We start from the raw sequence: 12,698 nt of genomic DNA, 5'->3' as shown, positions 1-12,698 counted from the left end.
CCGGCTCTGTCATGAGGGCGCTGCGGCAGCGGAGCGCGCTTCATGGCTTACGACTACGACCTCTTCGTTCTCGGCGCGGGCTCCGGCGGGGTCCGCGCGGCGCGCATGTCGGCGCAGCTAGGCGCGAGGGTCGCCGTGGCCGAGGCGTCCCGCGTCGGCGGTACCTGCGTCATCCGCGGCTGCGTGCCGAAGAAGCTGTTCGTCTACGCGTCCGAGTACGCCCACGCCTTCGAGGACGCCAAGGGCTATGGCTGGACGGCGCAGAACGTGTCCTTCGACTGGAACGTGCTGAGGGACAACAAGGACGCCGAGATCGACCGGCTGAACGCGATCTACAAGCGCATACTCGCCTCCAACGGCGTCACGCTGATCGAGGAGCGCGCCGTCCTGAAAGACCCGCACACGGTCACCCTAGCGGGCGGCCGCGAGGTGACCGCCGAGCGCATCCTGATCGCGGTCGGCGGCGAGCCCATCCGCGATGAGACCATCCCCGGCCACGAGCACGGCATCGTCTCGGACGACGCCTTCGACCTGCCAGAACTGCCCAAGCGCGCGGTGATCGCGGGCGGCGGCTACATCGCGGTGGAGTTCGCCTTCATCATGGCCGGTCTCGGGGTCGAGACGACTCTCGTCTACCGGGGCGAACGCCTGCTGCGTGCCTTCGACAAAGAGGTGTCGGCGGCGGTCGAGACCGCGCTGCGCGAGAAGGGGATCACCTACCTCAACGAGCGCGTCTTCACGAAGATCGAGGCGGTCGGCGACGCCCGCCGCGTCCACCTGACCAAGGGCGAGCCGATCGAGACCGACCTCGTCTTCTGGGCCGTAGGTCGCCGGCCGAAGACCGCCGGGCTCGGCCTCGAAGCCGTCGGCGTCGAGACCGGCCGCTACGGCGAGATCCTCGTCGACGAGCACAGCCGGACCAACGTGGCTTCCGTCTGGGCGATCGGGGACGTGACGAACCGCATCAACCTGACGCCGGTCGCGATCCGCGAGGGCGCGGCCTTCGCGCGGACCGAGTTCGGCGGGGTGCCCACCCGCATGGACTACCGCTTCGTGCCCAAGGCCGTCTTCAGCCAGCCGCCCGTGGGCTCGGTCGGCTACACCGAGGACGAGGCGCGGACGCATTGCGCCGAAGCCGGCCACGCGGTCGACGTCTATGAGACCGACTTCCGGCCGATGCGGAACACGCTGTCGGGCAACCCCGAGCGCATGCTGATGAAGCTCGTGGTCGAACGCGAGACCGACCTCGTCATGGGCTGCCACATCGTCGGCCACGAGGCGCCCGAGATGATCCAGGCCCTCGCCATCCCGATCAAGCACGGGGTCACCAAGCGCGAGTTCGACGAGACGTGTGCGTTGCACCCGACGAGTGCGGAGGAGCTGGTGACGCTGACGAAGCGGAAAGAGAGTTAAGCGTGCGATTTCTGAGCGCGATCTAATATAGATTTGAGGTATTCCTGGGAGTTTGCGAATGCTTGCTCGTGGCTGTGTTTTAGAGTGTCTATATTCAGTTCCATTACTTCCTCGCAGGAGAGAAGGGTTCGATTGTCAAATATTCGTTGATTCGTGACCTTCTCGAGAAGCAAGGCACTTTTCGGTGAAATAGGGTAGAAGAGGCAAAGATGATCGTGGCCTTCGCCTGATAACAAATTCCGGGTTGGTTGATCGCTCGTAATAAACACTTCGTCGGTGTTTGTGGTTATTATTCTTATGTCCCATAAATCTCTTTCTGCGCAGATGCTTCTGGCGAATTTCTGAGACAAGATCGCTCTCATTATTGGCAGTAGCCTGACAGCAAAAGTCGGGTCGCTGTGTTGACGGAATTGTTCTACGACTGAATCCCGTATACGTTTTGTACGAAGGTGCTGATGGCACAGAAAAGAAACGAACTTGGTGGCCGACGCATCGTCATTCCAGAACTGAAGATTGCCAGACCTTAAGGCATCTAAGTGCGGTATATTATCTGATTCTATTAAGCTGTGGTATGTTTCTTCTAAAGCTATTTCCATATTTTCTATAAACTTTTCAGCGTCTAGGTCTTCTATTCCCCATTCAGCAAAATACTTCTTGAAAAGGGATGGCATGAAGAACTGATCGAGGAACCTCATATATAGCTGTCGCATATGTGGCTCGCTTTCCGTACGAGCGATAAATTCTTCTATGATTTGTCTATCGCCTGAACTCATCTCGGACAGGCGATAGAAATCTTTCTGTACCGCCAGATTGATCGGATTTGTAGCGAACACGTCTTGATCACGAACGACGCTGACAGCCCCATCTACTGCCCATGCTTCTAGATAATATCGCCAGACGTAATGATGCCGACGCGGTACAGTATTTGTTACTTTGTTACTATCTTGTGTCATAGAATAAAAGAACTTATTGATTTTGACTATACAATCGAGCGATAACGAATTTGCAAGAGTCTACGACTGCATTCAAACTGGCCGCCCGATCTCCGGCTGGAACGGCGAGAACGCGCGCGGGCCGTCCTCCGTCACGACGAAGCAGTCTTCCAGCCGCACGCCGAAGCTTTCGAAGTCGTACAGCCCCGGCTCGTTCGAGAAGCACATGCCGGGGGCCAGCTCGGTCGTCTCGTTCCCGACCAGGTTGATCGGCTCGTGCCCCTCCATGCCGATGCCGTGGCCGAGGCGGTGGGACAGGCCTGGCGTCTTGTAGCCGGGCCCCCAGCCTTCGGCCTCGTAGTAGTCGCGTACGGCCTTATCGACGGCGCCCGCCGGCACCCCCACCTGCGCCGTCTCCATCGCGATCTGTTGTCCGCGCCTGACCGTGTCCCAGACCTCTTGCTGGCGCTTGGTCGGCTCGCCGAGGACGAAGGTGCGGGAGACGTCGGACTGGTAGCCGCGCAGCGTGCCGCCGCAGTCCATGAGGACGATGCCCCCCTCGCGTACCGTCTGCGGCGCCTCCGTCCCGTGCGGGTAGGCGCTCGCTTCGTTCAGGAGCACGAGCGCGAACTCCGGCTCCAGCCCCTCCGCCTGCATCGCCTCGCGCATGATCCCCGAGACCGCGCGCGCCGCCATGCCGACGCGGATCTGCTCGAAGGTCGCTCCGTACGCCCGCATCGTCGCGTCGGTCGCCGCCTGCATCAGCGCGAGCTCTGCGGGCGACTTGATCATGCGGCAGGCGCGGGTCATCGGCGCCGCCGGCACGACCTTCACCTCGGGCAGGGCGCCGCGCATCCCGTCCGCGATGAAGAAGCGCACCGTCTCCTCGATTCCGATCCGCTTCGGCTCGCCCACGAGGCGCGCGGCCAGCGCGAAGGGGTCCTCGTCCTCCTGCCAGACCGAGACCTCCGCCGGGACCAGCAGGCTCTCGCGGACGGACGGCGCCTCGAAGCCCGGCGTGACGACCTGCACGTCGCCCTCTTGCGGGACCAGCGCCAGGGTCGGCCGCTCGGACCGCCACCAGCGCAGGCCGGTGAAGTAGGTCATCGGCGCGCCGGGCTCGAGGACGACGAGGTCCGTGCCCGCTTCGCCCATCAGACGCTGGAGCTTGGAGAGCCGCGCCCGGTGCTCCTCCGGCGTGATCGCGGGCGGCACGGGACGGCTCGCGCGGACCGCGGGCCCCGCTGTGGCCGACGCATTCGCGAGCGGCGCTGCGGCGAGGGCGGCGGCGCCTTTGAGAAGGCTGCGCTTGTCGATCATGACGGCTCCTCGTCGAGATAGCTGTAGGTGTTCCCCGCGCTCGCGTCCCAGTCCGGGGTCTCGGCCAGATAGGTGCGGATCGTCGTCTCGCCGTCCGCGAGGAACGTCGTGTCGAGGAAGTCGTCATAGACCGCTTCCGACACCGACCGGACCGCGCGCAGGACGAAGGCGAGGTAGGTGGGGAAGGGCAGCACGTCCTCGCGCCAGAGCTTGCCCCGGTAGAACCGGCCGACCCGCCGCTCGTACTCCGCCTCGGTGACGCACTTGTTGAGCAGATAGTCCTCGTCCGTCGTGGCCGTCGTCATCCGTGCGGGCGTGACCGTGCCGTCAGGCCCGACCGTCTCGGCCATCACCCAGCGGTAGCGGTGCTCGCGCTCGAAGAGGGCGGGGAGGGAGGCGTCGGGAACGTGGAACCTGCAGCCGACCATCTCGAAGCCGGGCGCGGGGCGCGTCGAAAGCGCTGCGATGTCGCGCCTATCCGCCGTCGCGCCGTGGCGCTCGAAGAACACCATCGCGACCTTGTCGAAGACGCGCTTGTAGCCGCGAATGCGGCAGAGCTCGAAGCCTGAGAGGTCCGGCACGGTCTCGCGCGCGGAGGCTTCGGAGAGGAGTGAACCGTAACCTGCGATCAAGGGCATAAGGCGGGCGTAGCGAGGCGCGAGGGCTCAGGCCAGTCCGCCCGGCGGCCCCAGGATCAGCCCGCCGCGCCAGAAGCGAAGGTCCGGCGCCGCGCCGCCGCGCGCCATCGGCTCGAACCGCTCGAAGGGCGCCATTCCCTGACCGGTATCGGCGCGCACCTCGATCCCCGCCGCCTGCGCGAGGCAGACCCCGCCCGCCACGTCCCAGAGGTTCAAGGGCTGGAAGCGCGCGGCGGAGAGGAGGCCAGCGGCGACGAAGGCGCACTCGATCGCGGCCGAGCCCGTCTTGCGCAGGTCGCCGGGCAGGCCTTCGCGGCCGAACAGCGCGTCCGGCGCGCCGATCAGGCGACGCTTCACGCCGGGGTTCTTCGGCGGCGCGTAGGGCTCGCCGTCGAAGCGCAGGCGCCCGCCCCTGTGCGCGGAGTAGACGCCGGGCCGCAGCGCGTGGCTCGTCGAGCACCACACCGCGCCCGCGACCGGCTCGCCGCGATGAAGCACGCCGATCGTGCTCGAGAACATCGGGAAGGCGTTGACGAAGTTCGTCGTCCCGTCGATCGGATCGATCGCCCAGACGAAGTCGTGCCCGCGCCCGGGGCGCTCGTCCATCTCCTCGCCGATGACGTCGTGCTCCGGGAAGTCCTCGGCGAGCCGGGCCCGCACGAGCCGCTCCACGTCCTGGTCCACCTCCGAAACGGGATCCTTGAACCCGGCCGCGACGGGGTCTTCGTCCTTGTACGCCACCCGCACCACGCGGCCGAAGGCGGCCTGCGCCTCGGCGCCCGCAAGCCTTGCGAGGTCGGCGGCGGCCGCCTCGATGCGGGCGAGGTCGTCTTCAGTCGGCTTCGTCATGAGTAGGTCCCCCGCCATCGGGTACGAGGACGCGCAGCGCGCCTGTCAGCACGCGCAAGCTCGTCTCGCCGGCGGTTTCCAAGAAGGTGTCGCCGACGCGAAACGGGTCCCCCTGGCCCCGGATCGTCATCGTCCGGGCGCGGCGCGACCGGCCCGGCGGCGCGCCCCGGCCCGCGCGCAGCCAAGCGGCGAGGTCCCGCCGCTCATCGTCCTGGACGAGGAGCACGTCGAAGAGCCCGTCCTCCGGATCGGCGCGCGGCGCCAGCGTCAGGCGGGGGCCGCAGCCCGTGAGGTTCAAGACCTCGATCGCCAATAGGCAACCAGGCAGAACTTCGCCGTCGAGGCTGACGACGCTGCCGATCGGCGGCGCCTCGCGCACCGTCTCTGCCGTACGGTTTCGGCCGAAGGCGAGCTTGTCCTCGCCCCCCTCGTGGTCCTCTTCATGCGCCGCGCGGAGACCCGCCGTCACCGCGCCGAGCCCGGCGGATTCGATCGTCAGGACGCGGCCCGCCGCGCTCTTCGCCTCGATCATGTCGAGCGTTCGCACCGCCGAGCAGGGCCAGCTCGCCACGGCCTCGTCCACATCGAGCGGGACGCCCAGGCAGCGCGCGATGTTGTTGGCGGAGCCGGCCGGAAGGATGGCGAGGGGCAGGCCCGTCTTCGCCAACAGGCGCGCGACGGCGTCGACGGTGCCGTCGCCGCCGACCGCGGCGACGAGGTCGGTCTTCGCGTCGAGCGCGTCGTCCATGTCCTCGCGCCTCGTCAGGCGCGCTTCGTGGCCGTGCCGGCCGAGGAGGCGCACGAGCTCGTCGCCGGACGATTCGCCGTCACCGGCATTCTCGTTGTGGACGACCGTAACGCGCATCAAACGAGAAACAGCGCGTGAGCTTTCTCGGTTCGGCCGAACGCTGCACGGCGTTGCCGCCTCGCCCTGGCGTCGCTACACCCCCCGCTCACGCAAGACAGGCAGCGCATGACCACCGACGACGACGTCTTCCTGCGCGAGGTCGACGAGGACCTCCAACAGGACCGCCAACTCGCGGCCCTGCGCCGCTACGGACCCTACCTGGCCGGGCTCGCGATCCTGGTGCTGATCGGGATCGGGGTCCACCAGGTGCTCGAGGGACGGCGGCACGAGACGCGGGCCGAGGCCGCATCCGCCTACACCGCCGCCCTAGAGGCCGGAGAGCCCGATGCGCTTCGCGAGGTCGCCGCGCGTGCGCCTGATGGCTACGCGGCGCTCGCCCGGATGGCGGCGGCGGGCGCGCTGGCGCGGTCGGGAGACCGGCAGGCGGCGCTCGGCGCCTATGCCGAGGTCTATGACGACGAGCTCGCCTCCCCGCCGCTTGCCGACCTCGCCAGGGTCCGCGCCGGCTACCTCGCGCTCGAAGACGGCGGCACGGCCGCGGACACGCTCGTCGCGAACGTGACGACCGAGCGTCTCCTGCCCTTCGCCCGTGAAGTGACGGCGCTGTCGGCCATGGCGCGCGGCGACTTCGCCTCCGCCGAGACGAGCCTCGAGGCGCTCGCCGCTGCGCCCGAAACCCCCGCCGGTCTGCGCAACAGGGCGAACCTCCTCGCCGCGCTCGCCGATGCGGGGGCGCAGGGCGTCCCGCTCGAGGCGCAGGGCAGCCAGTCCGAGGACTTCATCGAGACCTTCGGTCGTCAGCTGCGCGAGTCGGGCGCGATCCCGGGGGCGCGGCCGGCGCCGGTGCCCGCTACGCAAGGCGAGGCCACGACCGAGGCGGCGCCGGACCAGAACGAGGGCGCCGAGTGAGACGCTTACCAAGCGCTCAGATGCCAGCACCGGCCTCGGTCGGTACAAGCGCCGCCGGGCGACCAGAGGACGACGGAATGGGCACGGGGCGACGAGGCTGGATGCGGATGGGTAGAAGAAGCGGAGAGGTGGCGGCGCTGTGCCTCCTGCTCACGGCCTGCGCGTCGAATCCGCTCTCGGGCCTCTTCGGGAACCGCGACGCCAGCGAGATAGACGAGGACCCCGAGAACGAGCGCATCGCCGTCCTCGCGACCGACCAGGCGCTTACGCCGGACCCGGCCTACATCGCCGTGCCGATCGTCCTGCCGCCGCCCTACGCCAACGCCGAATGGACCCAGCCGGGCGGCGAGGCCGACCACACCATGCACCACCTGGCCGCGCCGTCGAGCTTCGCGCTCGCCTGGCGGGCGGACATCGGCGCGGGCGGCACGGACCGCTCGCCCCTCACCGCGCCGCCCGTGGTCGGCGGGGGACGGGTCTTCACCGTCGACAACGCGGCGCAGGTCACCGCCTTCGACGCGGGGACCGGGAAGGTCGCCTGGCGCACCGCGCTGACGCCGGACGTGTCGGAGGAGGGCGGGAAGTTCTGGAAGTTCTGGGGCGGCAACGATCCTAAGGAGATCGGCTTCGGCGGCGGCGTCGCGCTCGATGGCGGGCGCGTCTTCATGGTCACCGGCTTCGCGACGGCCGCGGCGCTCGATCAGGACACGGGCGAAGTCCTCTGGAAGGCGCAGCTTCCCGCCCCCGTGCGGAATCCCCCCACCGTCGCGGACGGACGGGTCTTCGCCGTAACCGTCTCGAACCAGATCGTCGCGCTCGATCAGGCGACGGGCGAGACGGTGTGGACCTATGAAAGCTTCGAGGAGACCGCGCGCTTCTTGTCTTCGGCCAGTCCCGCCGTCGACGGCGACACGGTGATCGTGCCCTTCAGCTCGGGCGAGGTCGTCGCGCTCCAGGCCGAGAACGGCCGCGTCCTCTGGTCCGCCACGGTGGGACGCGCCTCGCGCATGAACGCGCTCGCCGACCTCAACGACATCGCCGGCGCCCCGGTCGTGGACAGGGGCGCGGTCTTCGCGGTCAGCCATTCCGACCAGATCAGCGCGATCGACCTGCGCACCGGCCAGACGGCCTGGGAGAAGCCGGTCGGGGGGCTCAACATGCCCTGGGTCGCCGGCGACACCGTGTTCATGGTCTCGACGAGCGGGAACCTCGTCGCGCTCGCTCGCAACGATGGGGGCGTCCGCTGGGTCCGCCAGCTGCCCGCCTACGAGAACGAGAAGAAGCGCAAGAAGCCGATCAGCTGGTCGGGACCGGTCCTTGCGGGCGGGAACCTGATCCTCGCCTCCTCGCGCGGCGGCCTCCTCCTGGCCTCGCCGCTCGACGGGGCGACGGTCGCCGAGTTCAAGGCCGAAGAGACGACGGTGCCGCCGGTCGTGGCGGGCGGCACGCTCTACCTTCTCGACGAGGAGGGGCGCCTCTCGGCCTACCGGCAGGCAGGGGTCAGCGCGGCAGACTGATCGTCGCGCGCAGGCCGCCGATCGGTGCCTCGCTCAGGATCAGCTTGCCGCCATGGCTACGGGCGAGGTCGCGCACGATGGCGAGGCCGAGGCCGGTGCCGGACGCGCCCGTCCGCGCCTCTTCCAAGCGGCTGAAGGCGCGAACCGCTTCGGCCCGGCGCTCCGCAGGGATGCCTGGGCCGTCGTCGTCGACGTGGATCAGAACCTCCTCGGGCGCAGCCTCGACCGTGATGGTCACGGTCCGCGCGTGGCGCAGCGCGTTGCCGACGAGGTTGTCGAGCGCCCGGCGCAGCGCCGTCGGCTTCGCCTCGACCGTGAGGTGAGGCGGCACCCACATGGTGACGATCCGCCCCGCCCGCGCCGCCGCGGCGCAGACCTCGTCGGCGAGGGCCGCGAGGTCGACGCTCTCGAACGCCGCCTCCGCCTCGCCGCTCGCGAAGGTGAGGTAGTCTTGAAGCATTCGCTCCATCTCGGCGACGTCGGTGCGAAGGTCGCGCGCCTCCTCGCCGTCCGGCAGCATCTCGAGGTTCAGCTTCATTCGGGTCAGCGGCGTGCGCAGGTCGTGGCTGACCCCGGCCAGCATCTCGGTCCGCTGGCGCACGTAGCGGCGGATACGAGCCCGCATGGCGAGGAAGGCGGTCCCCGCCTGGCGGACTTCCCGCGCGCCCGTCGGCTTGAAGTCCGGAATGTCCCGCCCCCGCCCGAACGCCTCGGCCGCCTCTGCGAGACGGGTGATCGAGCGGACCTGGTTGCGAAGGAAGACGAGCGCCGCGTAGCCGAGGAGGACCGTGGCGCCGACCAGCCACAGAACGAAGAGGTGGCCGTCCGTCGCCAGCACCCGCTTGCGCGGCACGCGGTAGGTCAGGACCCCTTCAGGCAGCTGTATGCCGACCGTGATCACGCCGGCTTCGCTCTCCGCATCGTAGGCGTAAGGGTGGCTGAGGTGGCGGCGCAGCTCCCGGTTCAGGCGCTGGTCGAACGGCTCGAAGATCGCACGGTTGTTCTCGGGCGGCAGGACCTCCCCGCGCACGAAGCCCATGTCGAGCTCGAGCTGCTCGCGCGCGCGCAGCACGATCTGCGCCCGCTCGTCCGCGTCGTCGGCCTCTTCCCAGAGCTCGGTGAGAAGGGCGAGCTCGCCTGTCGTTCCCTTGGCGAGGCGGGAGGTGACCTCCTCCCAGTGCCGGTCGAAGAAGACGATCGTGACCACGACCTGCATCAGGAAGATCGGCAGCACGACGATCAGGATCGTCCGCCCGTAAAGGCTCTTCGGCGCGAAGGTGCGTAGGCGCGGCCGCCGCATGGGCGGTCAGTCCACGATCAGCGCGTAGCCGATGCCCCGCACGGTCTGAAGGTAGGTCGGCACGCGCGGATCGTCCTCGATCTTTCGCCGAAGCCTCGTGACCTGGACGTCGACCGAACGGTCGAAGCCGCCGGTCTTCTCGGCCAGCGCCGCCCTGTCGATCGCCGCTCCCGGCTTCGCCGACAGGGTTCTGAGCAGGGTCAGCTCGGCGCCGGTCAGACGCACGGGCTCCCCGTCCCGGCGCAGCTCTCCCTTGCGCGGGTTGAAGACGTTGGGCCCGAACCGGATCTCCTCGGCCCGGCCCGGCCGCGACCGGCGGGAGAGGAGGCCCTGCAGCCGCAGGAGGAGCTCGCGCGGCTCGAAGGGTTTGGCGAGGTAGTCGTCGGCACCCGCTTCGAGGCCTTCGATCCGATCTTTCGAGTCGCCGCGCGCGGTCAGGATCAGGATCGGCACGTCCGAGACGGCGCGTATGCGCCGGGTCATGGAGATTCCGTCCTCTCCCGGCATCATCAGGTCGAGGACGAGCGCGTCGAAGGTCAGCCCGTCCATGACCTTGGAGGCCTCGGCCGCGTTGCGGGCGACCGAGACCATCAGGCCGTTGGTGCGTAGGTAGCGGGCGAGGAGGCGCCTGATGCCGTCGTCGTCGTCCACGACCAGGACGTGGGGAACGTCGTCACCGACCTCGGCGGGGCTCGATAGCGGGTCTCTTTGGCTCACAAGAAGGGACTACACGTCCGCCGCGTCCGCGTCCAAGGGGCGCGGGCAGGGCGCCCTGTCAGCTCTTGATCCAGGATCGGGTCAGCTTGGAGTGCGTCTCGGGGCCGAAGTTCTGCCAAACGGTGCGTCCACGCACGCAGTCGACGACGAAGACCGCCTCGCGCGCCTGGAGGTGGGTGACGAGCGCATTCTTCACGCCGGTCACCGACTGTGTCGTCGCTAGCGCCCAGACGTTGTCCGTCAGGCGGAACGCGGTGCCGAGCTCGCTCAGGATCGGGGCGAGGCGGCCTGCGGCGCCCGAGGCGACGTCGAAGACGACGACGAAGTTCGACAACTCGCCTTCGCTCGGCACGCCGCCCTTGCGTTCGGTCGACTTGCCGAACGGCTTCGTCTGTCCGCGTTCGAGAAAGGCGGAGAGGGCGGGGTAGGCGCGCGCTTCGCGCCAAGTCCGCCCGCCGGCGGGCGCGACGAGCGAGGAGGGCGAGAGCCGGCCTTCAGAGGCGAAGGCGCTCATCTGTTCCTGGGTGTAAGGACCGTAGACGCGTTGCGCGACTTTGATGCACCAATTGTCCGTTGCCAGCATCGTCTCTCTCAGCTCCGGCTCGTTCCAGCCTTCGCTGCAAAGATCACGCCAACGCCCTCTTCGTGATGGCGGACGACCTCGGCCACCATGCGCCCGATGACGACGCGGCTGCCCTTGGGCGGGCGTTCTTCGGTTCCCACCGAGGCGCCGGTCGTGGAGATGTCGAGGATCCGGCAGCCGATCACGCGCCCGCAGGGCAGGACCATGCGGGCCGGCTTGTCCTGCGGGTAGCGGCGGGCACGGCGCTTGTCCGCGCCCGAGGCGGGCATGTTGACGAGCCAGGTCAGGGTATCCGCGAGGCGTTTCGCCCGCGGTGCCTTGTGCGTGAACCGAAGGGCGAAGCCGAACCTGTCGGTGCGGACGACTTCGCCGGTCAGGCGTCCGAGCTTCTCGCCGTAAAGAACGATGGTGTCGCCGACCGCGGTGACGGTGCGTGCCTCGATCCGGGCGCCGCCGGCGGAGACGTTGACGATCCGGCCTTCGCCCTCCTGCCCGTCGGGCAGCATGAAGCGCGCCTTGACGCCGAGCAGCGTCCGGCGGTGCCGGCGGTGTTCGGCCGGCTCGCTCGCCATCTCGGGAGCGGGAAAGGTCTCGGTCTCGCTCGACGCTGGCAAGGTCATGCTGGCCTTCGGACTCCTACGGCCCGCAAGGCCTAGCCCGATCCGGATGAACAAACCCTTGAAGGAAGCGTACCAAGACGGGCTCGTGCGTGGGGATGCGCATTCCGGCCGGACGCCCTATCTGAACGGGATGCCGGCATCCCCCTTCGACAACAGGCGCCGCCTCGAGGCCAGGCTCGGGCTGACCCGGGGCGCGGCCTCCGGCGGGCGCGAGCCCGCGCTGATCGTTCCGGGCGTGGTCAGCGGGCTCCTCGCGGTGATCGTGGTCGTCTCTCTGATATGCTTCCTGCCGACCGGCTTCGGCCGGCGCGCGGACTTCGTTCTCGCCTTCATCCCGCTGCGTTTCACGTCGGGCATCACCGGCGGGGAGGGGGGGATCGGCCTTCTCCTGCCGCTCGTTGGCCATCTCTTCGTTCACGGCAACCTCGCTCACCTGCTCCTCAATGCGCTCGGCTTCGTCGTCTTCGGCACCGGCGTCGCCCGCCGCCTGGGCGTGGAGGCGGAGAGCTCGAGCGCGCGGGCATGGAACAGAGGCCTGTTTCTCGCCTTCTTCCTGGCCTGCGGCGTGGCGGGGGCGCTCTTCTTCCTGCTCTTCAACATGGGCTCGCCGGTCATGCTGATCGGCGCGTCGGGGGCGATCTCGGGCTTGATGGCGGCTGCGATGCGCTTCGCGTTGCGGCCGTTCGCGCCCTACGGGCTGACGGAGGGCAGGCTGGCGCGGCCGGGTTCGCGCCCGGTCGTCGTGGCCAGCCTCGTCTATATCGGTCTCAACCTTCTGACGGCGCTCGGCCTCGGCGGCCTGGCCGGCGGCGGACTCGACGTCGCCTGGGAGGCGCATATCGGCGGCTACCTCTTCGGGCTCTTCGCCTTCCCTGTCTTCGACAGGCTCGTTCGGCGCGATCGGGTCGGCACGACCTTCCAGGCCTGAGCTCTTCCTGGGCTGAGCGCTTCCCGGCCTGAGCGGACTGCGCGCAAGCGTTGCGTGCGGCGCGCTTCCCGGCGCATCCTTCCGAAGGCGAAGCGACGGAGGAG

At 68.6% G+C, this 12,698-nt stretch carries 13 protein-coding genes; 4 read left to right on the top strand and 9 right to left on the bottom strand.

Going from position 1 to position 12,698, the window contains the following annotated elements; translation table 11 throughout:
- Window positions 1–42 precede the first annotated feature (42 nt).
- Window positions 43–1,413 (top strand): glutathione-disulfide reductase, encoded by a 1,371-nt coding sequence (gor, locus tag GGQ59_RS07765; protein ID WP_183817204.1) that lies wholly within the window; start codon window positions 43–45, stop codon window positions 1,411–1,413.
- On the opposite strand, the gene GGQ59_RS07760 is transcribed toward gor, so the two are convergent.
- From GGQ59_RS07760 to GGQ59_RS07740, 5 genes are all read right to left on the bottom strand, one after another.
- A complete protein-coding gene (locus tag GGQ59_RS07760; protein WP_183817203.1) occupies window positions 1,410–2,366 on the bottom strand; it encodes a DUF4238 domain-containing protein in 957 nt (318 codons plus the stop codon). The two genes, gor and GGQ59_RS07760, sit on opposite strands and share 4 nt — an antisense overlap.
- Window positions 2,367–2,438: 72 nt before the next feature.
- On the bottom strand, window positions 2,439–3,665 hold the full coding sequence (locus tag GGQ59_RS07755; RefSeq protein WP_183817202.1) for a M24 family metallopeptidase: 1,227 nt from the start codon (window positions 3,663–3,665) through the stop codon (window positions 2,439–2,441).
- On the bottom strand, window positions 3,662–4,303 hold the full coding sequence (locus tag GGQ59_RS07750; protein ID WP_183817201.1) for a gamma-glutamylcyclotransferase: 642 nt from the start codon (window positions 4,301–4,303) through the stop codon (window positions 3,662–3,664). Before GGQ59_RS07750 ends, GGQ59_RS07755 begins: the two co-directional genes overlap by 4 nt.
- A gap of 27 nt (window positions 4,304–4,330) precedes the next feature.
- Window positions 4,331–5,152, bottom strand: a complete 822-nt coding sequence (locus GGQ59_RS07745; protein WP_183817200.1) for an inositol monophosphatase family protein — start codon at window positions 5,150–5,152, stop codon at window positions 4,331–4,333.
- Window positions 5,136–6,017 carry a diacylglycerol/lipid kinase family protein gene (locus GGQ59_RS07740; protein WP_183817199.1) on the bottom strand — a complete coding sequence of 294 codons (882 nt, stop codon included), beginning with the start codon at window positions 6,015–6,017 and terminating at the stop codon, window positions 5,136–5,138. The genes GGQ59_RS07745 and GGQ59_RS07740 overlap by 17 nt, the downstream gene beginning before the upstream one ends.
- Window positions 6,018–6,125: 108 nt before the next feature.
- Here GGQ59_RS07740 and GGQ59_RS07735 point away from each other — a divergent pair, with 108 nt between their 5' ends.
- A complete protein-coding gene (locus GGQ59_RS07735; RefSeq protein WP_183817198.1) occupies window positions 6,126–6,929 on the top strand; it encodes a hypothetical protein in 804 nt (267 codons plus the stop codon).
- Between the two features lie 107 nt (window positions 6,930–7,036).
- Window positions 7,037–8,446, top strand: coding sequence for an outer membrane protein assembly factor BamB family protein (locus GGQ59_RS07730; RefSeq protein WP_183817197.1), 1,410 nt, complete (start codon window positions 7,037–7,039; stop codon window positions 8,444–8,446).
- On the opposite strand, the gene GGQ59_RS07725 is transcribed toward GGQ59_RS07730, so the two are convergent.
- Genes GGQ59_RS07725 through GGQ59_RS07710 form a run of 4 tightly spaced genes read right to left on the bottom strand, consistent with a single transcriptional unit; the run spans window position 8,430 to window position 11,666 of the window.
- On the bottom strand, window positions 8,430–9,746 hold the full coding sequence (locus GGQ59_RS07725) for an ATP-binding protein (protein WP_183817196.1): 1,317 nt from the start codon (window positions 9,744–9,746) through the stop codon (window positions 8,430–8,432). The genes GGQ59_RS07730 and GGQ59_RS07725 overlap by 17 nt on opposite strands.
- Window positions 9,747–9,752: 6 nt before the next feature.
- Window positions 9,753–10,463 (bottom strand): response regulator, encoded by a 711-nt coding sequence (locus tag GGQ59_RS07720; RefSeq protein WP_183817195.1) that lies wholly within the window; start codon window positions 10,461–10,463, stop codon window positions 9,753–9,755.
- A gap of 58 nt (window positions 10,464–10,521) precedes the next feature.
- Window positions 10,522–11,046, bottom strand: a complete 525-nt coding sequence (locus GGQ59_RS07715; protein WP_183817194.1) for a GYF domain-containing protein — start codon at window positions 11,044–11,046, stop codon at window positions 10,522–10,524.
- Window positions 11,047–11,054: 8 nt separating this feature from the next.
- A complete protein-coding gene (locus tag GGQ59_RS07710; protein ID WP_183817193.1) occupies window positions 11,055–11,666 on the bottom strand; it encodes a PilZ domain-containing protein in 612 nt (203 codons plus the stop codon).
- 46 nt (window positions 11,667–11,712) lie between these two features.
- On the opposite strand from GGQ59_RS07710, the gene GGQ59_RS07705 reads away from it, so the two are divergent.
- Complete coding sequence (locus GGQ59_RS07705) at window positions 11,713–12,594, top strand: rhomboid family intramembrane serine protease (RefSeq protein ID WP_183817192.1); 882 nt, start codon at window positions 11,713–11,715, stop codon at window positions 12,592–12,594.
- The last annotated feature ends 104 nt before the right edge of the window (window positions 12,595–12,698 follow it).

Origin of the sequence: Parvularcula dongshanensis (assembly GCF_014199615.1) — a bacterium.
Classification (GTDB): Bacteria; Pseudomonadota; Alphaproteobacteria; order Caulobacterales; family Parvularculaceae; genus Parvularcula; species Parvularcula dongshanensis.
The sequence above is the reverse complement of the archived record's forward strand: the minus strand, read 5'-3'. Positions and strand labels throughout refer to the sequence as shown.

What these genes read in the sequence shown, in the direction of transcription:
- GGQ59_RS07715 (WP_183817194.1), bottom strand. Translation starts at nt 11,046, where the DNA reads ATGCTGGCAACGGACAATTGGTGCATCAAAGTCGCGCAACGCGTCTAC.
- gor (WP_183817204.1), top strand. Translation starts at nt 43, where the DNA reads ATGGCTTACGACTACGACCTCTTCGTTCTCGGCGCGGGCTCCGGCGGG.
- GGQ59_RS07760 (WP_183817203.1), bottom strand. Translation starts at nt 2,366, where the DNA reads ATGACACAAGATAGTAACAAAGTAACAAATACTGTACCGCGTCGGCAT.
- GGQ59_RS07745 (WP_183817200.1), bottom strand. Translation starts at nt 5,152, where the DNA reads ATGACGAAGCCGACTGAAGACGACCTCGCCCGCATCGAGGCGGCCGCC.
- GGQ59_RS07710 (WP_183817193.1), bottom strand. Translation starts at nt 11,666, where the DNA reads ATGACCTTGCCAGCGTCGAGCGAGACCGAGACCTTTCCCGCTCCCGAG.
- GGQ59_RS07755 (WP_183817202.1), bottom strand. Translation starts at nt 3,665, where the DNA reads ATGATCGACAAGCGCAGCCTTCTCAAAGGCGCCGCCGCCCTCGCCGCA.
- GGQ59_RS07750 (WP_183817201.1), bottom strand. Translation starts at nt 4,303, where the DNA reads ATGCCCTTGATCGCAGGTTACGGTTCACTCCTCTCCGAAGCCTCCGCG.
- GGQ59_RS07730 (WP_183817197.1), top strand. Translation starts at nt 7,037, where the DNA reads ATGGGTAGAAGAAGCGGAGAGGTGGCGGCGCTGTGCCTCCTGCTCACG.
- GGQ59_RS07725 (WP_183817196.1), bottom strand. Translation starts at nt 9,746, where the DNA reads ATGCGGCGGCCGCGCCTACGCACCTTCGCGCCGAAGAGCCTTTACGGG.
- GGQ59_RS07740 (WP_183817199.1), bottom strand. Translation starts at nt 6,017, where the DNA reads ATGCGCGTTACGGTCGTCCACAACGAGAATGCCGGTGACGGCGAATCG.
- GGQ59_RS07735 (WP_183817198.1), top strand. Translation starts at nt 6,126, where the DNA reads ATGACCACCGACGACGACGTCTTCCTGCGCGAGGTCGACGAGGACCTC.
- GGQ59_RS07705 (WP_183817192.1), top strand. Translation starts at nt 11,713, where the DNA reads ATGAACAAACCCTTGAAGGAAGCGTACCAAGACGGGCTCGTGCGTGGG.